Source organism: Pseudomonas sp. MONT-RG-20F-20-E-7-02, from assembly GCF_022662395.1.
In the GTDB taxonomy this organism is placed as follows: domain Bacteria; phylum Pseudomonadota; class Gammaproteobacteria; order Pseudomonadales; family Pseudomonadaceae; genus Aquipseudomonas.
Genome location: NZ_JAKNQN010000006.1, coordinates 39,489 through 62,565 on the forward strand (window position 1 = coordinate 39,489; position 23,077 = coordinate 62,565).

General features: G+C 60.0%; 26 protein-coding genes and 3 pseudogenes. 14 read left to right on the plus strand and 15 right to left on the minus strand.

The features are described 5' to 3' along the window. Positions 1–54 precede the first annotated feature (54 nt). Complete coding sequence (locus L8I05_RS18000) at positions 55–780, plus strand: SDR family oxidoreductase (protein WP_159959280.1); 726 nt, start codon at positions 55–57, stop codon at positions 778–780. 124 nt (positions 781–904) lie between these two features. Here the strand turns inward: L8I05_RS18000 and L8I05_RS18005 are convergent, their stop codons facing one another. Genes L8I05_RS18005 through L8I05_RS18020 form a run of 4 tightly spaced genes read right to left on the minus strand, consistent with a single transcriptional unit; the run spans position 905 to position 3,442 of the window. Beyond that, entirely contained in the window at positions 905–2,128 is a 1,224-nt protein-coding gene (locus tag L8I05_RS18005) for an RNA polymerase sigma factor (protein WP_242170725.1), read from the minus strand. After that, positions 2,125–2,601, minus strand: a complete 477-nt coding sequence (locus tag L8I05_RS18010; protein ID WP_242170727.1) for an SRPBCC family protein — start codon at positions 2,599–2,601, stop codon at positions 2,125–2,127. The genes L8I05_RS18005 and L8I05_RS18010 overlap by 4 nt, the downstream gene beginning before the upstream one ends. 34 nt (positions 2,602–2,635) lie before the next feature. Next, a complete protein-coding gene (locus tag L8I05_RS18015; RefSeq protein WP_159959286.1) occupies positions 2,636–2,980 on the minus strand; it encodes a YciI family protein in 345 nt (114 codons plus the stop codon). 42 nt (positions 2,981–3,022) lie between these two features. Beyond that, on the minus strand, positions 3,023–3,442 hold the full coding sequence (locus tag L8I05_RS18020) for a nuclear transport factor 2 family protein (protein WP_242170729.1): 420 nt from the start codon (positions 3,440–3,442) through the stop codon (positions 3,023–3,025). 148 nt (positions 3,443–3,590) lie between these two features. Between L8I05_RS18020 and L8I05_RS18025 the strand changes: the two genes are divergently transcribed. The 3 genes from L8I05_RS18025 (at position 3,591) to L8I05_RS18035 (ending at position 5,039) form a co-directional block, all read left to right on the plus strand. Next, complete coding sequence (locus L8I05_RS18025; RefSeq protein ID WP_242170730.1) at positions 3,591–4,085, plus strand: GNAT family N-acetyltransferase; 495 nt, start codon at positions 3,591–3,593, stop codon at positions 4,083–4,085. 64 nt (positions 4,086–4,149) lie between these two features. Continuing rightward, entirely contained in the window at positions 4,150–4,404 is a 255-nt protein-coding gene (locus L8I05_RS18030) for a helix-turn-helix transcriptional regulator (RefSeq protein WP_242170734.1), read from the plus strand. Between the two features lie 29 nt (positions 4,405–4,433). After that, positions 4,434–5,039, plus strand: a complete 606-nt coding sequence (locus tag L8I05_RS18035) for a pyridoxamine 5'-phosphate oxidase family protein (protein ID WP_242170737.1) — start codon at positions 4,434–4,436, stop codon at positions 5,037–5,039. Positions 5,040–5,081: 42 nt separating this feature from the next. On the opposite strand, the gene L8I05_RS18040 is transcribed toward L8I05_RS18035, so the two are convergent. After that, complete coding sequence (locus tag L8I05_RS18040) at positions 5,082–5,564, minus strand: GyrI-like domain-containing protein (RefSeq protein ID WP_242170741.1); 483 nt, start codon at positions 5,562–5,564, stop codon at positions 5,082–5,084. Positions 5,565–5,761: 197 nt separating this feature from the next. On the opposite strand from L8I05_RS18040, the gene alaC reads away from it, so the two are divergent. Next, complete coding sequence (gene alaC, locus L8I05_RS18045) at positions 5,762–6,979, plus strand: alanine transaminase (RefSeq protein WP_242170744.1); 1,218 nt, start codon at positions 5,762–5,764, stop codon at positions 6,977–6,979. A gap of 52 nt (positions 6,980–7,031) precedes the next feature. Here alaC and L8I05_RS18050 read toward each other — a convergent pair whose 3' ends face one another. The 3 genes from L8I05_RS18050 to L8I05_RS18060 all read right to left on the minus strand — a co-directional run bounded on the left by L8I05_RS18050 (position 7,032) and on the right by L8I05_RS18060 (position 9,610). Continuing rightward, positions 7,032–7,358, minus strand: coding sequence for a hypothetical protein (locus tag L8I05_RS18050; protein ID WP_242170746.1), 327 nt, complete (start codon positions 7,356–7,358; stop codon positions 7,032–7,034). 281 nt (positions 7,359–7,639) lie between these two features. Beyond that, positions 7,640–8,992 carry a GntP family permease gene (locus L8I05_RS18055; RefSeq protein WP_159959300.1) on the minus strand — a complete coding sequence of 451 codons (1,353 nt, stop codon included), beginning with the start codon at positions 8,990–8,992 and terminating at the stop codon, positions 7,640–7,642. Positions 8,993–9,076: 84 nt separating this feature from the next. Further along, a complete protein-coding gene (locus L8I05_RS18060; protein ID WP_017139216.1) occupies positions 9,077–9,610 on the minus strand; it encodes a gluconokinase in 534 nt (177 codons plus the stop codon). A gap of 212 nt (positions 9,611–9,822) precedes the next feature. Between L8I05_RS18060 and L8I05_RS18065 the strand changes: the two genes are divergently transcribed. From L8I05_RS18065 to L8I05_RS18095, 7 genes are all read left to right on the plus strand, one after another. Beyond that, entirely contained in the window at positions 9,823–10,854 is a 1,032-nt protein-coding gene (locus L8I05_RS18065) for a LacI family DNA-binding transcriptional regulator (protein ID WP_242171176.1), read from the plus strand. Between the two features lie 469 nt (positions 10,855–11,323). Next, positions 11,324–11,563, plus strand: a complete 240-nt coding sequence (locus L8I05_RS18070) for a DUF6124 family protein (RefSeq protein WP_242170748.1) — start codon at positions 11,324–11,326, stop codon at positions 11,561–11,563. A 229-nt stretch (positions 11,564–11,792) separates the two neighbouring features. Then, complete coding sequence (locus L8I05_RS18075; RefSeq protein WP_242170750.1) at positions 11,793–12,425, plus strand: glutathione S-transferase; 633 nt, start codon at positions 11,793–11,795, stop codon at positions 12,423–12,425. Positions 12,426–12,440: 15 nt separating this feature from the next. Beyond that, on the plus strand, positions 12,441–13,178 hold the full coding sequence (locus L8I05_RS18080; protein WP_242170751.1) for an NAD(P)-dependent oxidoreductase: 738 nt from the start codon (positions 12,441–12,443) through the stop codon (positions 13,176–13,178). 140 nt (positions 13,179–13,318) lie between these two features. Beyond that, entirely contained in the window at positions 13,319–14,734 is a 1,416-nt protein-coding gene (locus L8I05_RS18085) for an MFS transporter (protein ID WP_242170753.1), read from the plus strand. 122 nt (positions 14,735–14,856) lie between these two features. Further along, positions 14,857–15,282, plus strand: a complete 426-nt coding sequence (locus L8I05_RS18090) for a hypothetical protein (RefSeq protein WP_242170755.1) — start codon at positions 14,857–14,859, stop codon at positions 15,280–15,282. A 145-nt stretch (positions 15,283–15,427) separates the two neighbouring features. Beyond that, positions 15,428–15,937, plus strand: a complete 510-nt coding sequence (locus L8I05_RS18095; protein WP_242170757.1) for a hypothetical protein — start codon at positions 15,428–15,430, stop codon at positions 15,935–15,937. A gap of 56 nt (positions 15,938–15,993) precedes the next feature. Here L8I05_RS18095 and L8I05_RS18100 read toward each other — a convergent pair whose 3' ends face one another. After that, positions 15,994–17,313, minus strand: a complete 1,320-nt coding sequence (locus L8I05_RS18100) for a PAS domain-containing methyl-accepting chemotaxis protein (protein ID WP_242170759.1) — start codon at positions 17,311–17,313, stop codon at positions 15,994–15,996. A gap of 343 nt (positions 17,314–17,656) precedes the next feature. Next, complete coding sequence (locus L8I05_RS18105; protein WP_242170763.1) at positions 17,657–18,526, minus strand: LysR family transcriptional regulator; 870 nt, start codon at positions 18,524–18,526, stop codon at positions 17,657–17,659. Positions 18,527–18,622: 96 nt separating this feature from the next. On the opposite strand from L8I05_RS18105, the gene gstA reads away from it, so the two are divergent. Beyond that, entirely contained in the window at positions 18,623–19,225 is a 603-nt protein-coding gene (gstA, locus tag L8I05_RS18110) for a glutathione transferase GstA (protein WP_242170766.1), read from the plus strand. Between the two features lie 171 nt (positions 19,226–19,396). On the opposite strand, the gene L8I05_RS18115 is transcribed toward gstA, so the two are convergent. From L8I05_RS18115 to L8I05_RS18135, 5 genes and pseudogenes are all read right to left on the minus strand, one after another. Continuing rightward, positions 19,397–19,849 (minus strand): hypothetical protein, encoded by a 453-nt coding sequence (locus L8I05_RS18115; RefSeq protein WP_242170768.1) that lies wholly within the window; start codon positions 19,847–19,849, stop codon positions 19,397–19,399. A gap of 39 nt (positions 19,850–19,888) precedes the next feature. Continuing rightward, complete coding sequence (locus L8I05_RS18120) at positions 19,889–20,818, minus strand: aliphatic sulfonate ABC transporter substrate-binding protein (protein WP_242170770.1); 930 nt, start codon at positions 20,816–20,818, stop codon at positions 19,889–19,891. Positions 20,819–20,964: 146 nt separating this feature from the next. Continuing rightward, positions 20,965–21,108: pseudogene (locus tag L8I05_RS18125) on the minus strand (ABC transporter substrate-binding protein); the annotation flags it as partial. A gap of 198 nt (positions 21,109–21,306) precedes the next feature. Beyond that, positions 21,307–21,498: pseudogene (locus L8I05_RS18130) on the minus strand (sigma factor); the annotation flags it as partial. A gap of 170 nt (positions 21,499–21,668) precedes the next feature. Next, positions 21,669–22,298: pseudogene (locus tag L8I05_RS18135) on the minus strand (fatty acid desaturase); the annotation flags it as partial. A 301-nt stretch (positions 22,299–22,599) separates the two neighbouring features. Between L8I05_RS18135 and L8I05_RS18140 the strand changes: the two are divergent. Further along, complete coding sequence (locus tag L8I05_RS18140; RefSeq protein WP_242170772.1) at positions 22,600–23,031, plus strand: GNAT family N-acetyltransferase; 432 nt, start codon at positions 22,600–22,602, stop codon at positions 23,029–23,031. Positions 23,032–23,077: the final 46 nt, after the last annotated feature.

Sequence of the window (23,077 nt, forward strand, 5' to 3'; positions counted from 1 at the left end):
TATACTGCGCCCACGCTTTAAGTTATCGGTTTTTCTTATTCCAGGAGTGCATTTATGAGCAAGCCACTGATCATCATCACCGGCGCCAGTTCCGGCATTGGCGAAGCCACCGCGCGCCTGTTGTCAGCCGCAGGGCATCCACTGCTGTTGCTGGCGCGGCGTATTGATCGCCTGAACGATCTGGCCCTGCCCAACACCTTGAGCCGGGGCGTGGACATCACCGACCGCGCGGCATTGGTCGCCGCCGTAAAGGAAGCCGAAGCCCAATTCGGCCCCGCCGATGCGCTGATCAACAATGCCGGCGTGATGTTGCTGGGCGCCGTCAGCGAGCAAGCCCCCGAGCAATGGGAGCAGATGCTCGACGTTAACGTCAAAGGCCTGCTAAACGGCATTCACGCGGTGGCCGGCAGCATGGTCGCGCGCAAGGGCGGCACGATCATCAACGTGAGTTCGGTGGCTGGGCGCAAGACCTTCCCGAATCATGTGGCGTATGTCGGCACCAAGTTCGCGGTGCATGGAATTTCGGAGAATCTGCGTGAGGAATTGTCGCCGAGCAATGTGCGGGTGATCACCATTGCGCCGGGCGCGGTGGAAACCGAGTTGCTCAGCCACACCACGGATGAGGCGATCAAGAGCGGTTACCAGGCCTGGAAACAGGACATGGGCGGTACGGTGTTGAGTGCCGATGATGTGGCTTCGGCGATTGCCTATGCGTATCAGCAGCCGCAGCATGTGTGCATTCGCGAGATTGTGTTGGCGGCGACGCGTCAGCAGCCATAAACAGAAAACTTACAAACAACACTGTTGAATGTGGGAGCTGGCTTGCCTGCGATGGCATCGACCGGGTCCCACTGATACACCGAGGTGTCTGCATCGCAGGCAAGCCAGCTCCCACAGTTTGATCTCACTGTTTGCAGGACTTGAGTTCGGCCAGGCGCCGCTCTAGGAAGTGTTTTTCTGGGGCTTGCTGGGTGAGCGACAGGGCTTTTTCGTAAGCTGCCTTGGCCTCATCCGTACGCCCCAACTGCCGACAAAACTCCCCGCGCGCCGAATGCGCCAAGTGGTAATCCAGCAATTCTCCTCGCGACACAATCCCCTCAACCAACTGCAAACCTGCCAACGGTCCATCGCGCATCGCCACGGCCACCGCGCGGTTCAGCTCGATCACCGGCGATGGCACCTGCCTGAGCAATACGTCATAGAGCCCGACAATCTGCAGCCAATCCGTCTCGCCTGCGCTGGGCGCTTCGGCGTGCACCGCCGCAATCGCGGCTTGCAGGCAATACGGCCCAAACCGCCGGGTTCTCAGTGCCTGCTCCACCAGCGCACAGCCTTCAGCGATCAAGGCGGCGTCCCACAACCTGCGGTCCTGTTCATCCAGCAGCACCAACTCGCCTTTGTCCGTACTCCGCGCCGCTCGGCGCGACTCGTGCAGCAGCATCAACGCCAGCAAGCCCGCGACTTCAGGTTCCGGCAGCAACTCCAGCAGCAGGCGGCCCAGGCGAATGGCTTCGCGGGTCAACTCCTCGCGGGTGAGGCCTGCGCCCATGGACGCCGAGTAGCCCTCGTTGAACACCAGGTAAACCACACGCAACACGCTGTCGAGCCGCTCGGGCAGTTCGTCCAGAGACGGCACCTGATAGGGAATTTTCGCTTCACGGATCTTGCCTTTGGCGCGCACGATGCGTTGAGCGATGGTGGTGGGCGTGGCCAGAAACGCGCGGGCGATTTCTTCGGTGGTGAGGTCGCAGATCTCACGCAAGGTCAGCGCCGCCTGGGCATCGGGCGCCAGCGCCGGGTGGCAGCAGGTGAAGATCAGGCGCAGGCGGTCGTCTTCCACGTCGTTCTCACTCCAGTCAGCCGCTTCCAGCGCGTCCGCCTGTTCCTGCAACAACGGGGTAAACCGGGCCTGGCGGCGCAGGCGGTCGATGGCTTTGAAACGGCCGGTCGACACCAACCAGGCACGTGGATTACTCGGCACGCCGTCCTGCTGCCAGCGCTCGACCGCGACGAAGAACGCCTCGTGCAAGGCTTCTTCGGCGAGGTCGAAATCGCCGAGCAGGCGGATCAGCGTGGCAAGTACGCGGCGTGATTCGCTGCGGTAAATGGCCTCGATCTGAGGCGTCAATCGGGCATGCCTTGGGTCACCAGCGTCACCAGGCGGTCCAGGCTTTGGCCCCAGCCATCATGAAAGCCCATGGCTTCGTGGGCCTGCTTGTCGGCTTCGCTCCAGTGCATGGCGCGGGCGGTGTAGAGGGTTTTGCCGTCGACGTCTTCGAAGGTCACTTCGGCGGTCATGAACGGCTTGCCCGACGGGATCCAGCCTGGCGCGTAGGCGTCGGTAAACACCAGCCGGCTCGGCGCCTGGATTTCCAGGAACACCCCTTGGGTCGGGTATTCAGCGCCGTCCGGCGCGCGCATCAAGGTGCGAAACAGGCCACCGACCCACAGGTTCATTTCGCACTCGGGCGTAGTCATGCCGTGTGGGCCCCACCATTGCTGCAGCAAGGCGGGCTCGGTCCAGGCGCGAAACACGCGGTTGCGCGGGGCGTCGATCAAGCGGCTGATGGACAGTTCAAATTCAGCGGGTTGGGCGGTCATGGGGTAAACCTCCTGAGTCTTTTGATTGTTGTTTTCAGAGATTCAATTCACGCACAGGGCGTACTTCCACACTGCCGACCCTGGCTGCCGGAATGCCACCGGCCACCTGGATCGCTTCGTTCAAGTCCTTGGCCTCGATCAGGTAAAACCCGGCGAGCTGCTCCTTGGTTTCGGCGAATGGCCCGTCGGTGATCGACAACTTGCCATTGCGCATGCGCACGGTGGTAGCGCTACTCACCGACTCCAGCGGCTCGGCGGCGAGCATGCGCCCGCTGGCCTGGATCGCCTCGGCGTAGGCGAAACATTCCGGGTCTGCCGGGCTGTCGGGCGAGGTGTGCAGCACCTGTTCGTTGCTGTAGATCAGGCAGAGGTATTTCATGTGCGTCTCCGTTTTCGGACTACTGACTATAGTTCGTGGCGGTCAGGGTTTCAGGTCGAACAGCGCCGTGCCGCTTTCCATATCGAAAGGCGCCGACCAGTGCTCATGCACCACGCGCCATTGGCCGTCGATCCGTTGATAACCGGCGGTCACCCGCATCCAGCACGCCTTCACTTCGCCATCCGGCCCGGCACCGCCGCAATGGGCCAGCCAATGGGCGAACGCGCTGTCTTGGGCCTCTACAATGTGCAGTTCATGAAACTCGAAGATGCCGGGGCCGGGGCAGTGCTTCATGCACGCGTCCCAATGGGCGCGGTAGGCGGCCTTGCCCTTGAATTGCAGCGCGGTAACGGCGTCGAACGAGACGATATCGTCGGCATAAAAGCTGACAATACCGTCGATATCACGGGCCATCACGGCCTGCTTCCATTGCTCGATCAAGGTGGTGATTGCAGTGCTCATGGCGATACTCCTGGGGGTTGGAAAATCACGAAGGACACCCTTAGTCGAATGACGCCTGGCTCAATCGACACCCCGCTGAAAAATAATTTCGCCACGCGCAAACCCGCTAGAATCCACGCCTCTTTGTAGGATTTCGGATGCGCCCCCGATGGAAACCCGCCTCGTCCCCTATGAGACGCTGAGCCTTGTGCAAAAACAGCAGCTCGACACCCTGCAAGTGCATCCCGAGCAACTGGCGTACTCCGGCGACATCTACTGCGCGCTGAACAGCCTGCTGGTCAACCCCAACCCCGGCGCGATCAAAGGCTTTGCCCTGCTCGCCGATGAGGTTCCCGTCGCTTTCCTCCTGCTTAAACGCCCGCCGTGCCTGCCTCACTGGGCCGATGAACACAGCGCCACGCTGCATGCGCTGCAAGTGGACCGCACCCAGCAAGGGCGTGGTTTCGGCAAAGCCTGCTTACACGCACTGCCGGCGGCCGCCTTGCTGGCCTGGCCGCAGATCCAGGGGCTGGAGTTGTCGGTGGACGCCGACAACGTGGCGGCGATGGGGCTGTATCTGGCGGCCGGGTGGGTCGACAGTGGGGAGGCATATCGGGGACGGGTTGGGTATGAGCGGAGGTTGAGTTGGGTGTTTGCCGAGTGAGTCTTGACACCAAGACAATGTCACGCAAGCATGACATCCCGAGATAATGTAACGGTTACGTGACATGGATGCTTCACTCATCACGCACAGACTTGCAAAACAGATTCGGGCGAAACGCCTCAGCAAAGGCTATAAACAATCAGATTTGGCGAGACTGGCGGGCGTTACTCGCCAAAAGCTTATTGAAATTGAGCAGGGAAGTATGTCTGTTTCAATGGGCGCCTATACACGTGTTATGGGGGCCCTGAGAACTGAAATGGATTTAATAGACGCACGCCTTCCAACACTCGATGAGCTCGCAGACATTTTCAAAGATTAGGCTCTGTTCTTTTCACAAAGGTGACGCCGATGCTGACAACCCTCGAACAACTCGAAACCCTCTACGGCCTCCCCCACGAGCGGGCGGTGCGCAAGGAAATTGCGTTTCTCAACGAGGATTACCAGGCCATGGTGCGCGCATCGCCGTTGGTGGTGGTGAGTTCATCCGGGGCGAATGGCATTGACGGTTCGCCGCGTGGCGATGTGCCGGGGTTTGTGCGGATTGTGGATGAGCGCACGTTGGCGATTCCCGATCGGCCGGGCAATAACCGTCTGGATACCTTGCGTAATCTGCTGCACGACCCGCGGATTGCGTTGCTGTTCATCATCCCGGGCATTGGCGAAACGTTGCGCGTGAATGGCCGGGCGCAGATTTCCATTGAGCCCGAGCTGTTGGAGAGTTTTGCGGTGAATGGCAAACCTGCGAAGTCAGTGATTCTGGTGCAGGTGGAGGCGGCGTATTTCCACTGTTCCAAGGCGTTTGTGCGCTCGGACTGCTGGAACCCCGAGAAACACCTGGACCGCTCGGCATTGCCGTCGGCCGGGGCGTTTCACAAGCGGCTCAATGACGGGCAATTTGACGCCGAAACGTATGACCGGGAGATGCCGGAGCGGGTCAGAAGTACGTTGTATTGATCCTCTGCCGGGGCCGGCGTACCGGCTCCGGCAGGGTCGCAGTCAGCCTCTTTCGCCAACCGGCAACCAGATTTCAACGGTGCCCGTGCCCTTGCGTACATCAAAATCGGCACTGTAACGCTCGAAGTCCGCCCCCATCACTTTATAGCCCGAGTGCGGCAGCCATTCGAACATGATGCGCTCGTACGTTTGCTCAAGTGCCTGCACCGGCCCGTCATGCCGGAACACGGCGTAGTTGAGCGGTGGAATTTCGACAAACTCGAAGTTGCTCGGCACGTCGCCTTTGCTTGGCACTTCAGCACCGGCCAGATAATCGAATTCGCCGTGCTTGGGGTTATGGCAAACCCCATACGTCACGCCACCGACACGCTTCTTGAGGTCCTTGATGCATGTATCGAACAACTCCCACAGTTTGGGAATATCCCCCACAGTGGCCTTCGAATAACGCCCTTGGACGCCTGCGATCACCAGGGCTTTACCGGCTTCCATGCGCGGTTCCAACGGTTGTTTTATCTGCTGATCCATCTGAACAGTCTCCTTCTTATGAGGGAACAAACCCGCATCGAGTATAGGGGCATATCCACGCCGCACTCCACGCAGAAATTTTTCCGGCGCCATCTGGACAACGGGCCATCATCGACCGTATTGTCTGCCCCGCAGGCCACCGCAGTGGCCGACGTCGCTCGGACGGTTCCGGGCGCTTACGTACTCTTGAGGCAACAATGGCAGACCAAGGTTCGCCGCGCCGCTTTGCGCGCATAGATCGACTCCCCCCTTACGTTTTTAATATCACTGCCGAGCTGAAGATGGCTGCGCGTCGGCGCGGCGAAGACATCATCGACTTGAGCATGGGTAACCCTGACGGCGCCACACCTCCACACATCGTGGAAAAAATGGTCACCGTCGCCCAGCGTGAAGACACCCACGGCTACTCCACGTCAAAAGGCATTCCGCGTCTGCGCCGGGCGATTTCGCGCTGGTACAAAGACCGTTATGAGGTGGATATCGACCCCGAGTCGGAAGCCATCGTCACCATCGGTTCCAAGGAAGGCCTGGCGCACTTGATGCTGGCCACCCTGGACCAGGGCGACACCGTGCTGGTGCCCAACCCCAGCTACCCGATTCACATCTACGGTGCCGTGATTGCCGGCGCCCAGGTGCGCTCGGTACCGCTGGTTCCCGGCGTGGACTTCTTCGCCGAGCTGGAACGGGCGATTCGCGGCTCGATCCCCAAGCCGAAGATGATGATCCTGGGCTTCCCGTCCAACCCGACCGCGCAGTGCGTGGAGCTGGATTTCTTCGAGCGCGTTATAGCCCTGGCCAAACAGTACGACGTGCTGGTGGTGCACGACCTGGCCTACGCCGACATCGTCTACGACGGCTGGAAAGCCCCGTCGATCATGCAAGTGCCGGGCGCCAAGGACATTGCGGTGGAGTTTTTCACCCTGTCCAAGAGCTACAACATGGCCGGCTGGCGCATCGGTTTCATGGTCGGCAACCCGGAACTGGTCAACGCCCTGGCGCGGATCAAGAGTTACCACGACTACGGCACCTTCACCCCGCTGCAAGTGGCGGCGATTGCCGCGCTGGAAGGCGATCAGCAATGTGTGAAGGACATCGCCGAGCAGTATCGCCAGCGCCGTAACGTGCTGGTCAAGGGCCTGCATGAGCTGGGCTGGATGGTCGAGAACCCGAAGGCGTCGATGTACGTCTGGGCGAAAATTCCCGAGCAGTATGCGGCCATGGGCTCGCTGGAATTTGCCAAGAAACTGCTGCTGGAAGCGAAGGTGTGTGTGTCGCCGGGGATTGGCTTTGGTGAGTATGGGGATGATCATGTGCGCTTTGCGCTGATCGAAAACCAGGACCGGATTCGCCAGGCGGTGCGCGGGATTCGTGGGATGTTCCGCGCGGATGGTTTAATTCGCAAAACCGAGGTTTGAATCGCCAGGGGCTAGCTGGCTAGCCCCTGTTTCTTCGATCACGCCTGGTGGCCTATAAAACGTAAAAACTCCATTTATATTCGTCTTCGCCTGTAGGGCTTTTGTACTCCGCCTTAAGGTGCACCAAACCCGTCGCTGAGTAGGGATTTGGACTGGGTGCCGGCTGAATCATTGACTTGTCGATAACAATATCCCCTCTCCACTGGTCAGCGTCGTTTACATAAAAGGGGCCAGCGATTTGCACACCTGCACTGTTGAAAATAGAAACCGAAGCGCCCCGTTCACCTTCGCCCCCAACGTTGTACCGACCGGGGGGTGGGTTTTCATAAGCAGATGCATAACCGTTTGATGCCGGTACAAAAACTCTGAAATCAGCCATTTCCCTATACCTCCAGAACGCTGCCACGACAGTGGCAACCTGGAAATAACCTAGCAGCGTGAAACCACCACGCCTACCTGTGAAAGTTGACAGTTCCGACAAGTAACAAGATAGGGTAGAGCCCCCAAAGACGTCGATGGATGCCTGGGTGAAGATTCCCGCAGCGCATGATCGTTCCCACGCTCCGCGTGGGAACGCAGCACGGGGCGCTCTGCGTCCCAAAGCGTGACGCGGAGCGTCACAAGAGGCATTCCCACGCGGAGCGTGGGAACGATCAACGGTCAGACCACCAACGACAGCAACATGATAAAGATCAGCGCCACCACCGACAGGATGGTTTCCATCGCCGTCCAGGTCTTGAACGTCTCGACCACGGTCATGTTGAAGTACTGCTTCACCAGCCAGAACCCCGCATCGTTGACGTGAGACAACACCAGCGAGCCCGCCCCCGTCGCCAACACCAGCAGCTCACGGTTAACCCCCGGAATCATCCCCACCACCGGCACTACAATGCCTGCGCCGGTAATGGTCGCCACGGTCGCGGAACCGGTGGCCACACGAATCACCGCCGCCACCAGCCACGCCAGCAGAATCGGGTTGATCTGTGCGTTCACCGCCATATGGCCGATTACGTCACCGACGCCACTGGTCACCAGCATCTGCTTGAAACCACCGCCGGCGCCGATGATCAGGATGATCGCCGCCGTTGGCGCCAGGCTGGCGTCGAGCAGCTTGAGGATTTGCTTGGAGTGAATGCCCTGGCGATGGCCAAAGGTGTACAGCGACAGCAGCAACGCCAGCAGCAGCGCGGTGATCGGGTGACCGATCATGTCCATCCAGTTGCGGATGACATGGCCGTCGGCCAAAGCGACATCAGCGAAGGTTTTGAGCAGCATCAGGAACACCGGCAGCAGCACGGTGATCAGGGTAATGCTGAAGCTCGGCAGGTCTTTGGATTCCGGCTCGCGGGCCAGTTGGTCGACCAGTTCCTGGGACGGGTTGCCCGGGATGTACTTGGCGATAAACGTACCGAAAATCGGCCCGGCGATGATGGCGGTCGGCAGCGCGACGATCAGCCCGTACAGGATGGTCTTGCCGATGTCCGCGCCAAATACGCCAATGGCCAGCAGCGGGCCAGGGTGCGGTGGCACCAGGCCATGCACCGCCGACAGGCCGGCGAGCAGCGGGATGCCGATTTTGATCAGCGACACACCAGTGCGGCGCGCGACGATGAATACCAGCGGAATCAGCAGTACAAAACCGATCTCGAAGAACAGCGGGATGCCCACCAGGAACGCGGCGAACATCATGGCCCACTGGACTTTTTCTTTGCCGAAGGCGCGGATCAAGGTCTGCGCGATCTGATCGGCGCCGCCGGACTCGGCCATCATCTTGCCGAGCATCGTGCCCAGCGCGAGGATGATGCCGACAAAGCCGAGCACCCCGCCGAAGCCGTCCTGGAACGCCTTGATGATCTTGTCCACGGGCATGCCCGAGGTCAGGCCGAGGAAGCCGGCCGCGATGATCAGTGCAATGAACGGGTGCACCTTGAACTTGGTGATCAAAAAGATCAGCCCGATGATAGTGACCACTGCATCTAGCAGCAGGTAGGACTCGTGGGACATGCCAAACATGGGGGGTCTCTCCTGTTTGTTGTTGTTATTAAAGCGGGTGTTGAATTTTTCGCCGGGGATAGCGCTATCTTTTCCGGCAAAAAATTAATGGGTTGGTTCAAAGCCGTGTTGCAGCCACCAGGCATTGGTTTGCTCGGCCAGGTCCTCGACGCTGTCTTCGCTGGCGTTCAGCGCCAGGGTCAGCGGCTCGCCCACGGGCGATTCAAGGGTGGCGAACTGGCTGTCGATCAGGCTTGCCGGCATGAAATGACCGGGGCGATGGGACACGCGGTCGGCGGCCACGGCGCGGGTCAGCTCCAGGAACACAAAGCCCAGGCCCGGCGCGGCTTCGCGCAGGTGGTCGCGGTATTTTTTCTTCAGGGCTGAACAGGTGAGCACCGGATGCTCACCGGCTTTGAGCGAGCGGCGCAGTTCATCGCACAGGATGTCGAGCCAGCCGGCGCGGTCGTCGTCGTTGAGAGGGTGGCCGGCGCTCATCTTCTCGATGTTCGCGGCGGGGTGAAAGCTGTCGCCTTCAATGGCGGTGGCGCCGTTCAGGCGGCACAGGGCTTCGCTGACGCTGGACTTGCCACAGCCGGAAACACCCATGATGACCAGGGCGGTAACAGGTTGACTCATGAAACACCTCAGGACGCAGATAGCGCTACCTTCGCACGCTGTAAGGCTAGTGCAAAAACAGGCTTTTCCCGCGCCGACTTGTCATTTTTATGGAGTGACGCGTGCATCCTCTCCAAAACCGTTGAACCGGATCAGGCAACCCAGGATTCAAGAATTTGCAGCCTTTTGGAGACAGCGCTACCTTAGTGCCTCGATTTTTGTTTGGCAACCGCCTGATGACCTCCAAGAACGATAAAAATACCCGCACCACCGGTCGCCCGACCCTCAATGAAGTAGCCCGCCTGGCCGGCGTCAGCCCGATTACCGCCTCCCGCGCCCTGCGCGGCATCAGCACCGTGGCCACCGAACTGGTGGAAAAAGTGCAGCAGGCCGCCGCCGAACTCAACTACGTGGTCAACCCCGCCGCCCGCGCCTTGGCGTCGGCGCAAAGTCACTCGGTGGTGGTGATCGTGCCGTCGCTGTCCAACCTGCTGTTTATCGAAACCCTGGAAGCCATCCACCAAGTGCTGCGGCCCAAGGGCTTTGAAGTGCTGATCGGCAACTCCCACTATTCGCGCGATGAAGAAGAAAACCTGCTGCGCAACTACATGGCCTACCAGCCACGGGGTTTGCTGCTGACCGGGTTTGACCGCACCGAAAGTGCGCGACGGATGGTCGAGGCCAGCAATGTGCCGTGCGTGTACATGATGGACCTGGACCCGAATGCCGGCGTGAACTGCGTGGGCTTCTCGCAACTGAGCGCGGGCGAAACGGCGGCGGCGCATTTGATTTCACGGGGGCGCAAGCGCCTGGCGTATATCGGTGCGCAGCTGGATCAACGCACGTTGCTGCGCGGTGAAGGTTTCCGCCGTGCGCTGCAACTGGCGGGCCTGTACGACCCGGCGCTGGAGCTGCTGACGCCGCGTCCCTCCTCCGTGGGCTTGGGTGGCGAGCTGTTTTTGCAGATGCTGGCGGCGCATCCGGATGTGGATGCGATCTTCTTTGGTAACGATGACTTGGCCCAAGGCGCGCTGCTGGAGGCCATGCGCCATGGCATCAAGGTGCCGGAGCGCGTGGCCGTATTGGGCTTTAACGACTTACCTGCCTCGTCTTTCATGGTGCCGCGCTTGAGCAGCATCAGCACACCGCGTGAAGCGATTGGCCGGCGCTCGGCGGAGCATTTGCTGACCATCATGGCGGGCAACAAGATCGCCAAGCCGGTGGTGGACATGGGGTTTGAGTTGCAGGTGCGCGAAAGCACCTGAGCGCGGCCTGCTCGTTCCAGCAAACACAATCAAACTGTGGGAGCTGGCTTGCCTGCGATGGCGGAGTGTCAGGCAATGATGTGCCGACTGATTCACCGCCATCGCAGGCAAGCCAGCTCCCACATTTTTTACCGTGCCCGCTTGAGATGTAGGACGCCTGTAGGACGCGACTGACATTGCGGTAAGCGCCTTGCCCGGTTGCCTACGCTTACGTCAGAATCCGCCGGCTTGTGCGCTTGGGTGGTGGTCTTTAAGGTTTGCCGGTCGCTGAATTTCTCGGTGACCGGGTTTAGTAGCCCTACTTTTGGACACTTTTTTTGCATGAGCCTCATCTGAGTTTGATGGCGGCTGTGCGTAGGGCATCTTCGGGTGCGCCGGCTTTAAGTGTCCACCGGTCTACTAACCTGCGTACAGCTGCCACCCTTCGTTTAGTAGCGATCCGGCGGCGGCCTATTTCCAGGACGCTTAAATGATCAATGAAACCGAAAAACCGCCAACAGTTCTTTTCACCATCACACCCGATACCCCCACCGAATCCCTGCTGACAAACAGCTACGAAACCCTGTGTTCCGTCAGCACCTTGTTGCTCGACCTGTCCGATGACCTCACCGGCAAACACCGCGATGTCGCATTGGCGATTCATCAACTGAGCGAGCTATCAGTGCTGATGGTAGGCAAAGCCATGGACCAGCAAACACCGCGAACCTAAAGCCCTGCTCGATCAAAAATGTGGGAGCTGGCTTACCTGCTCGTTCCCACGCTCTGCGTGGGAACGCCTCTTGTGACGCTCTGCGTCACGCTTTGGACGCAGAGCGTCCAGGGCTACATTCCCACGCGGGAGCGTGGGAACGAGCAGAACGAGCAGACACAACTGCATAGCGTCGACAGGGCACCACTGATAGATTCCCATGGGTCATCACCATCGACAGGGAAGCACCATGGGACACTCACTGAAAATCCTCGGCCGCACGTCCTCCATCAACGTGCGAAAAGTGCTCTGGACCTGCCAGGAACTGGGCATCGACTATGTGCGTGAAGACTGGGGCATCGGTTTCAAGCCCACCCAGTCCGCCGAGTTCCTGGCCCTGAACCCCAATGCCCAAGTCCCGGTGCTGATCGACGACCACGGGGTGCTGTGGGAGTCCAACACCATCTGCCGCTACCTCGTCGGCCTTTACCAACGCACTGACTTGCTGCCCGCCGAGCCCGCGCCCCGTGCACGGGTCGAGCAATGGGTGGACTGGCAAGCCATCGAGCTCAACCGCGCCTGGGGCGATGCCTTCACCGCGCTGGTGCGCAACAACCCGGACGGCCTCGACGCGGCGCAAATTGCCGCCGCCGTGCAGCGCTGGAACGACAAGATGGGCCTGCTCGAACAACAGTTGGCGAAAACCGGCGCCTATGTCGCCGGCGATGAATTCACCCTCGCCGATATCCTCATCGGCCTCTCGGTGCACCGCTGGCTGAATACGCCCATGCAGCGCCCGCCCTACCCCGCCATTGCGGCCTATTACCAACGCCTGAGCCAGCGCCAGGGCTTCAAGACCTTTGCCCTCGACGGCCATAACTAAAACAAGGAACCCCCCGTGAAAGGAATCAACGTACTGCTTACCGGCGCCTGCGGCAGAATCGGCAAGACGTTTTTCCAAGCCTCCCAAGACCGCTACCGCTTCACCCTCACCGACCGCGTCGCGCCGGAATTTCCAACCGGCGAGCACCGTTTCATCCACGCAGACCTCAGCGATAAAACCAGCCTGGCCGCCCTGCTTGAAGGCATCGACGTGATCGTGCACCTGTCGGGCATCCCCCACGCCAGCGCCTCGTTCGAGGAGTTGCTGCCAAACAACATCCTCGCCACCACCTACCTGTTCGAAGCCGCCGTGGCCGCCGGCGTGAAACGGTTGGTGTTCGCCAGCAGCGCGCAAACCATCGAAGGCTACCCGGTGGACCGCCAGATCACCCCCGGCATGCCGGTGCTGCCCGCCAACCTGTATGGCGTGAGCAAATGCTACGGCGAGGCGCTGTGCGGCTATTACGCAGCCAAGACGCCACTGTCGACCATTGCCCTGCGCATCGGCGCCTTCGAATTCCCCGAAACCCACGACCTCAACAACGCCCGCGACCTCAGCGCCTGGCTCAGCCCGCGTGACGCAGTGCACCTGCTGCAACGCTCGGTGGAGGCAGAAGGCGTGAAGCACCTGATCGCCCACGGCATTTCCAATAACCGTTTCAAGCGCCTGGACCTGAGCGAAACCACGCGCATGTTGGGCTACCAACCGGTGGATGACGCGTTCCAGACCTTCGCGATTCCCATCACCTTTTGAGCCGTTGCGGCATAAAACCTCGAAACCTGAGGCCATGGCGCAATAAATCGGCGAATGTGTGGCCTGCCGCACGTAACTTCACACACACCAATTTCTGTTAGCCCGCTAAGATTCCAGGTCACTGCCCCTGGAATCTGCCCATGTCGACACTCACCGCCTCAGCCACGGACGGCATCGACCCGATCCGTGCCGCCCATATCAGCGCGCGCATTGACCGCTTGCCCGCCGTCGCCACCGTCTGGCGCCTGGTGGCGTTGCTGTCGATCGGCGGTTTTTTCGAGCTGTACGACCTGTTCCAGACCGCCTACATCAGCCCCGGTTTGATCAGCGACGGGATTTTCCACACCGGCAGCGCAGGCGTGTTCGGTTTCTCCGACCAGGCCGCGTTCGCCTCGGCGACCTTCCTCGGCCTGTTCCTCGGCGCCAGCCTGCTCAGCCCCATCGCCGACCGCTTCGGGCGGCGGGCGATCTTTACCTTTGCGTTGATCTGGTACACGGTGGCCACGGTGTTGATGGGCATTCAGACGTCTGCCATGGGCATTATCTGCATGCGTTTTCTGGTGGGCATTGGCCTGGGCATCGAACTGGTGACCATCGACGCCTACCTCTCGGAACTGGTGCCCAAGCGCATGCGCAGCTCGGCATTCGCCTTTGCGTTTTTCATCCAGTTTCTGTCGGTGCCGGCGGTGGCGTTGATGTCGTGGTGGCTGGTGCCGCAGGCGCCATTCGGGATCTCCGGCTGGCGCCTGGTGGTGTTGAGCAGCGCGGTGTTTGCGCTGTTTATCTGGCAACTGCGCAAACGCCTGCCGGAATCACCGCGCTGGCTGGCGCAGAAAGGCCGCTTTGACGAAGCCGGGCAGATCATGGACAGCCTGGAGGCACGTTGCCAGAAAGACCATGGCAAACCACTGGATGAACCCGAACCCGAAGCCGTCAGCGTGCAAGGCAACGGCCGCTTTGCCGATATCTGGCAGCCGCCGTACCGGCGCCGGGCGTTGATGCTGATTGTGTTCCATGTGTTCCAGGCCATTGGCTTTTTCGGCTTCGGCAATTGGCTGCCGGCGCTGCTGTCCGGTCAAGGCGTGAGCGTGACCCACAGTTTGCTCTACGCGTTCATCATCACCCTCGCCTACCCGCTGGGGCCGTTGCTGTTTGTGAAGGTGGCCAACCGTTTTGAAAACAAATGGCAGATCGTCGGCTCGGCCATGGGCGCGATGATTTTCGGCAGCCTGTTCGCCCTGCAAACCACGGCCGTCGGGTTGGTGATCTGCGGGGTGATGATCACCTTCTGCAACGCCTGGCTGAGCTTCAGTTATCACTCGTACCAAAGTGAATTGTTCCCCACCAATATCCGCGCGCGGGCGGTGGGGTTCTGCTATTCGTTCAGTCGCTTGTCCACGGTGTTCAGCAGCCTGTTGATCGGGTTCATCCTCGAACACCTGGGCACGCCGGGCGTGTTGGCGTTTATTGCCAGCAGCATGTTGATCGTGATGATCACCATCAGTTGGTTCGGGCCGCGTACGCGTAATCTGGCGTTGGAGAATATTGCGCACTGATGCGTAATCCACTGGTCGGATTTTCGCTGAGCCTGTGAGAATTGACAGTAGACGGTCTGTTTCACCCATCACTAAATAGCCTTCAGGATTCTGACTCATACAGGATCGAAAAGGAGGAAGTGATGACACAGCCCGGGAGAATTCTAACTGGTGATTTCACAGCATCCGCGGTGACAAGGGACGATTACTACAACATCACCTCAACGGGCATGGAGATTAAAGTTGAAGGCGCCAAGTACCACTTTTTTTTCAGACGCGATAAATATATATCGATAGAGGTTGTCACCTCCAACAACATTCAGCCGGGTAATTTTCCGCTCGACACAACCAGCTCAGACATAGCGATGTACTACATTGATACCAGTAAACCTCCCGTCCTCCGCCTTCGGATAGACCAAGGCTCCCTCAATGTGACTAAGACCCTCCAATGGGAGGGGGCAACGCTTCCAGCGGAGGCGGGTTTCCTGGCCGCCGGCGGCACTTCTGGCTTCACGATCAGACTTAGCCGTGGAAAACTGCAACTCAAGGACGTGCCAATAACCCAGTAGGTAGACCACCTGACGGCAACGCTTGGCCGCCAGTAGGACAATATTTGCCGCGATGGCAGCGTCATCCCCAATAAATCCCGGCCTGACGCCTGCGGCACGCTATTTGCTCCACCTGTGGCACCGAACACATCCCAGGTGAGCAATCATGCTGATCAACAACAACACCCAAGCCGTATCGACCGTGCAACAGCTCAAGCGTCCCGACATGGACCCGGCCAACGCTGCCGCCAGCACGCTATACAGCGGCGCCCTGCAAGCGGCGCAGCAAAGCGTGACCGTGCCGGCTGCGCAAAAGGACCTGGACAAAGCCAACGACCGTATCGACGAAGCCTTCGCCAAGACCCGCGTGCAGTTGCAAGCCACCACCGCAGCCCCGACGGCATCGACGGATGTGCCGGCGGCCGGCTCGAGCACCAGCACCGCGCGTGCCGACTTCACCGACTACATGAGCAAATCCCCAGCCGAACGCATTCGCGAACAACTGCTCAAGGAGCAGGGTTTGACCGAAGCGCAAGTGCAGGCCATGCCGCAGGAAAAACAGGACGCGATTGCCAAGCAAGTGGCTGACCGCGTGAAGCAGCAGCAAGAGCAGCAAGTCGCGGCGAAAGCCACTGACCCGGCGCAGTCGGTGAAAGAAACCCTGGCCGCGATTTAACAGACACTGCTGATCAACTGTGGGAGCAGGCAAGCCAGCTCCTACAGTGACCGTGTCTACTGCAACTGCAGCGTCGAATTGAACTGGCTGATCGCGTCCACCACATGCCGCGAGCCTTCCTGAATTTCCAGGATCACCTGCCCCGCTTCATTGGCCAGCTCCACGCCGAGCCCGGTGCGGCTCAAGCTCGATTGCATGCTCGACACTGCGCTCAGCGACAGGTCATGGTTCTTGCGCACCACGTCGACAATCTCCACCGTCGCCTGGCTGGTGCGTGCCGCGAGGCTGCGCACTTCGTCGGCCACCACCGCAAACCCGCGCCCGTGCTCACCGGCCCGCGCCGCTTCAATGGCCGCATTGAGCGCGAGCATATTGGTTTGCTCGGCGATGCTGCGGATGGTTTGCACGATGGCGCCGATGATGTCCGACTGCTTGCTCACCGCATCAATGCTCTGCGCCGCCTGGTTCAGGTCGTGGGAGATCTCTTCGATGATCTGCACCGTTTGCTGCACCACCTCCGAACCTTTGCGCGCGCAGGCATCGTTTTGTACCGAGGTGGCGTGGGCCGAATCGGCGGCGGTGCGCAGGGTGGTGACCTGATCGGTGATGTCGCTGGCGAACTTCACCACTTTGTACAGGCGCCCGTTGGCGTCGAAGATCGGGTTGTAGGACGCCTCCAGAAACAGGGTTTTGCCGTATTTGTTTTTGCGCTCAAAGCGATGGGAGTGGTATTCGCCGCGGTTGAGCGAGGCCCAAAAAGCCTTGTACGCCGGTGACTCAACGTCGGCGCGATGGCAGAACATGCTGTGGTGCTGGCCGATGATTTCTTCGCGCGAATACTGCACGGTGCGCAGGAAGTTATCGTTGGCGTTGATGATCTGGCCTTGGGGCGTGAATTCGATCACCGCCATGGAGCGGCTGATGGCGTCGATCAGGCTCTGGTTCTCGTGTTCATGGTGGACCCGCGCGGAAATATCCGACGCCACTTTGATCACGCTCTGCACTTGGTTTTGGCTGTCCAGCACCGGCATATAACTGGCTTCCAGCCACACTTCCTCACCCCGCTTGTTGAGGCGCATGAACGTGCCGCTGAGGGCTTCACCGCGCGCCAAATCCCGCCACAACTTGGTGTAGGCCTCGGTGTGGGTGTAGGCCTCTTCGCAAAAAACCCGGTGATGTTTGCCGCGAATCTCCTCGACGTTGTACCCCATGGTTTTGCAGAAGTTGTCATTGGCGTCGAGAATCACGCCGTTGCGGTCGAACTCGATCATCGCCATGGAACGGCTGATGGCGGCGAGTTTGGCGTTGGCTTCGGTGAGGGCACAGGAAAAACGTTGGATTTCTTGCAGGTCGGATTTGTGATGGCGGTTGAACATGATCGGATCACCCTAGATTCCCGGCGCCTGAGCAGGCGCATTCCATTCTTCAGTTGGCTATTGCTGGCACACCTTCATGGGGAAAAAACCATCCGAATCGCTTTATATGCCAAGCGTCATCAACGGTTCTGGGTGAGCATAGACAGGGCTTGGCGCTATGCAAGGCCACCAGGGGGCGTTCTCAATTAGTTTCCCCACCGCGCCGGCCCTTCGGGTTGTGCCTTAAAGCGGGCCATGCTGCGTTGCAGGCCTTGGAAAGGGAACAACCATTCCCTGCGGCCTGCGCCTTGCCTGGCCCGCTTTAAGGCGACAACGCGGAGGGGAAACTAATTGAGAACGCCCCCTAGCCAGCCAGCATTTTTAACAATGCAATGACTGCAGCCGAGGGCGGCTGGCTTGGTGAACCCACTAAAGCAAACTCACGGTGCAACGGCACCGTCAGCGGCATTACGCGCAGGCCGGTGAGCTGGGCCGGCAAGGCCATTTCCGGCACCAATGTGACACCCACACCTTCGCGCACAAGGCTGTAGGCGCTGCTCCATTCGCGCACTTCCACGCGGATATCACCCAGGCTCAGCCCGGCAGCGGCGGCCAGGCTGCGGGCATTCGCGGTACAGCCGCCGGTGGCCAGTACGAAGGGTTGTTCGAGTAATTCTTCAAGCGACACGCTGGCATCGGCCGGGCGCTGCGCCAGTGCATGGTCCGTCGGCAGCACGGCCATCCACAGGTCGCGGCCTAAAACCGTGGCGTTGTGCTCGGGCTTGGGGTTGAGCACCACGCCCAGGTCGATCAGGCCCGCGTCGAGCAAGGTGTGCACTTCGCTGTCCGTGACCTCCAGGGTGGTCACCTCGATACCCGGGTTCAACTGGCGAAAACGCTGCAACAACGGCGTCAGAAACGTCGCCAGCACCCTTGGGAAACTGGCAATGCGAATGCTCCCGCGCAGCAGCGGGCGTGCTTCATCCACCGTTGTGCGGATGGTGTGCAACGCGCCCATCATCACCCGCGCCTGCTCGATCACACTCAGCCCGAGCGCAGTGGGCAGCGTCTTGCGTGGCTCACGGGTAAACAGCTGCGCACCCAGCGTTGCCTCCATGGACGCCATGGCCTGGCTCGCAGCGGACTGGGTCATGCCGACCTGTTCGGCTGCCGCCGTGATGCTGCCGTGATCGGCCACGGCCACCAGCAAACGCCAGTGCATCAGGTTCATCATGGCAGTAGCTGTCCTTATGGGAGGGGGCTGAAGGTTTAATTTTACCCACGGTGCCATGCCCGTGAGACTGGCGCAAATCCAACGGAGCCGCCTTAGATGAAACTGTATTTTTCCCCGAATGCCTGCTCGCTCGCGCCGCATATCGTCCTGCGTGAATTGGCCTTGCCGTTCGAACTGGTGCAGGTGAATAACCAGGCTAAAACCTTCGCCGACGGCGAAGACTTCCTGCAGATCAACCCCAAAGGTTACGTGGCGGCGCTGCAACTGGACAACGGCCAGGTGCTGACCGAAGCCAGTGCGATCCTGCAATACCTGGCCGACTTGAAACCCGCCGCCGACCTGGCCCCGGCCAATGGCAGCTGGGAACGTGTGCGCTTGCAGGAGTGGCTGAATTTTATCGCCAGCGAGATTCATGGTGGGCTGGCGATTTTCTTTAATGGTGCGATTCAAGGTGAAGTGCGGGCGATGTTCCTGGCCACGTTGTACAAGCGCTTTGCGATTCTGGTGCAGACGTTGGAGGGTCAGGATTATCTGTTGGGCGCGCAGTACTCGGTGGCGGATGCGTATTTGTTTGTGGTGCTGCGTTGGGCCGGGGTTCACGACATTGATATGCAGCAGTGGCCGGCGTTGTCGGCGTTTCAGCAGCGGGTTGGCGAGCGGCAAGCCGTGATCGCCGCATTGGCCGCCGAAGCCGCATGACCTGAAATGCGAATGAACCTGTGGGAGCTGGCTTGCCAGCGATAGCGGCCGGTCAGTTGAAGCAGTTCTGCCTGATGCACCGCCATCGCAGGCAAGCCAGCTCCCACAGTTGATCTTCATTGGTTTAGAGAAAGGGTTTCAAGTTGCCAACGGTGATGAACGCACTCAACTTCAACACATCCACCGACCCCGACCGATCCTGATCCAGATGCGCCACCTGGCCGCGGACCGGGCCAGGTATTTGGCGCCGATGGCAGTCACGGCGCCGGTGCGCATGTCAGTGATCGCCGAGGCATCGAGGATGGCCTTGGGAATGCCGATGGCCGGGTCCAGCAGGTTGAGAATCGCCAATTCCGAAGGCAGGCCCTTGCGGTAGTTGTCGACAAAGTCGCCCACCACCTTGACCCCGGCGTAGCCGATAGCGCCACCGAGCACACCGCGCAACACGTTGAAGTGGCCATTGATCTCACCGCCAGGGATCAGGTGCGTGCGCGGCTCGATCACCGCCTCACCCCGGCCCTGAACGCCCAGGCTGGCTTCGATGGTGCTGAGGATTTCATCGTTGGAAAGGTTGAGTTCGTCGATGTCCAGGCCGTTGAGAAAGTCGATGTAGATCGGTTGCATGGTCTGCTCACTGATAAAAGGTTTCAGTGCTTCTTGTGCTTATGGGGCCTTGAACACGATCTGCTGCACATCAACCTTTTTCGGGATCAGGCCATTGGCAAAAAACAGGTCGGCGGTGCGTTGCTGGTTAGCGACGTCGACGGCTTCCAGCGGGCGAATCGGCGCCGGTGAGCGGTGTTCGAAGTAGCTTTTGACCACCGCCGGTGGCAGGCCCAGGGTCTTGGCCATCAATGCGATACTTTGCTCGGGTTGGTCCAGGGACAGGCGCTGCGCCTTGGCCAGGCTCTTGATGATCGCGCCGACCGCCTGCGGGTGCTGCTGGGCAAACGGGCTGCTGACCACAAAGAAACTGCCCGCCGGGTTGAGGCCTTGGCCGTCGCCCAATACACGGGCAGAACCGTCGACCACGGCCGCTGAGTAGTACGGGTCCCACACCACCCAGGCGTCGACTTTGCCCTGCTCAAACGCGGCACGCCCGTCGGACGGCGACAGGTACACCACGTCGACATCCTTCCACTGCAAACCGGCGCGCAGCAGGCTCTTGAGGAACAGGTTGTGCGCGCTGGAACCCTTGAGCAGCGCGACGCGCTTGCCCTTGAGTTCGGCCACGCTCTGGATCGGGCTGGCTTTGGGCACCAGCACCGCCTCGGTCTTGCCCTCATTCGGCTCGACCGCGAAGTACTGCAAATCAATGCCGGCAGCCTGGGCGAAGATCGGCGGGATGTCGCCGATATTGCCGATGTCCAGGCTGCCGCCGTTCAGCGCTTCGATCAGCGGCGGGCCACCGAGGAATTCGATCCACTGCACCTGAGTGCCGGGCAGCGCCTCTTCGAACAACTTGTGCTCGCGGGCCAGCACCATGCTCACCGAGCTTTTCTGATAGCCGATGCGCAAGGTGGAAGGTTCGGCGGCTGAAACCGCTGCCGAAAACACCATTGAAGCCAGGATCACGCTAAAAAACTTAACCATCTGTGTCACCTCTGATCGTTCCCACGCTCAGCGTGGGGATGCATCCTGTGACGCGCCGCGTCACGACTTTAGAGCGGGACGCGGAGCGTCCCTGACGGCATTCCCACGCGGAGCGTGGGAACGATCGGTTACACGGTGCTGCCGGGCAAGGTGTCGGTGATCAGGCTGCCGCTTTCCCAGGTGATGTCGCCGAAGTGGATCGGTTTGACGGCTTCGGCGGCGGGGGCTTGCTGGGCCAGGACGGTGAGTGCCAGCAGCGAGCCACCGAGCAGGTTTTTAATTGTTTTCATGCAGAACCTCGTGGTGAATCAATGTCCAGAACACAGGAGCTCCCACATTGACCGAGGACGTCCGTCAAGCCGCATTGATGGTCACCCACAAACCGGTGCGTCCGGTGATGTGGATCGGCAAGGTGCGCGCCAGGGTGTCGAGGAGTTGCTGCGGGGTTTCCAGCCGGTAGAGGCCGCTGACGCGCCGCAAGCCAGCGACTGACGGATCGGCACTACACCCGGCGAACTCAGACCCGGCGAACTCAGCAGTTGGACGAAGGTGTCGGTGGCGATGTCTTCGGCGTGTGCACGCGAATCGAGGTGGCGGTACAAACGGCTGCACAGCCAGTCGTAATGACTGCGGAACAATCCGCCCACGTAATCGCTGTGAGAAGTGTCGGCGCCGGACATAGTGGCTCCATCTGAGTAGGTTGCGCGTTATGTCCGGTGTTCCGGTGGAGCGATCCTAGCAAGGCTGCTTATTCTTTAATAATATTTAAAAGGTATTTTTATATAACCGATCATTCCTACGCTCTGCGTGGGAATGCAGGCCCTGACGCTCTGCGTCAGCGTTTCGATGGCGGCGAGGTGACCAGCAGCAGGTACTGCCACACCGGCAAGGCGCTGTAGTGGGCAATAAAGCTGAGCATCAGCAGGGTCATGGCGCCGTGGCACACCCACATCGGCCACACCTGTGGCAGGCGTCGAAACTCATGCCGGCCCAGGCGGCCAATCGCCAAAGGCGCGGCCAGCAGGAAGCGGCCCGATACGGTTTTGGTCAGCCAATGCACACCGCGTTTAAACACCGCGCTGTTGTCCCATTGGGATTGATTGAGGTAGCGGCTTTCCGGGCCGATGCCCGGCAGCGTCAGGTCTTCATCGTTGTGGTGCAACAAGTGGCTGTCGCGGTACAGCCTGTAGGGATACCACACGGCAAATGGTGCATAGCCAAGCAGTTTGTTTACCAGAAGGGAACGGGTGGGATGGCCGTGAAGCAATTCGTGTTGCACCAACAGCCACAGCGTCACCAACGGAATCAGCAACAGCGTGCTCAGCCACACGCCCAGCCGGGGGCTGGCGAGCATCACGCTGAACCAGCCGGCATACACGCCGATCAGCAGGAACCAGGTCGGCCATTCTGTTCTGGCAGTAAAACTGTGCGCCAGGGCTTCGATTTCCCGGCGTTGGGTCAGATCAAGGTAGTTGGCCATCGGCAGCTCAGAGCAGGTGTTTCCTGCTCTGTGCAGCGAGACCCGAAAATCTTGCAGATCGTTTGGTTCTAAGCTTGTAACTCAGTGACCGAACAGGCCTGTCTCGGTTTTCTTGGCTTTCTTGTCGGCGCGTTTTTCATCGGCGGTTTTTGCCGGTTTCTTCTTCGCGGCTTTCTTTGAATCCATACCTTTGGCCATGATGCATGCTCAACTGAAGGGGATGTAACACTGGGTATACCACCTATTGCCCCGCAGAACGCGCTTATAATCCTCGGCCCTTGAAAACGCTGGCTTGAAGAGCATGCCCGAACTGCACATTGAACCGCTGGCAGAGCCGCTATGGCCGTTGCTGAACAAGTTTTACCGCCGCCATGATTCGTCGATGAAGGCCATCAAAGGTGGGCGTTTATGGGTGGCGCGCGACGGTGAAATTGTGGCCGGGCTGTGCCTGAGCCCGGTGGTGGGTGGGCAGTGGCTGACCGGGGTGTTTGTCGACCCGGCTTATCGCGGCCAAGGGTTGGCGGCGCGCTTGATTCTGCAGGCGGTCGCTGACGTGGAAGGGACCGTCTGGCTGCTGTGCCATCCGGATTTGGAAGCTGTGTATCAGCGCATGGGGTTCACTCAAGACACGCTGTTGCCGCAGTCCCTCAGCGAACGGCTGGTGCGCTACAAACGTAACAAGCCAATGATTGCGATGGGGCTTATAACCAACGCAAAGGTCGACCTCGGATAATGTGTGATCGGCCGGTAGAACGCCCATGCTAGCCTCGACGGCACAG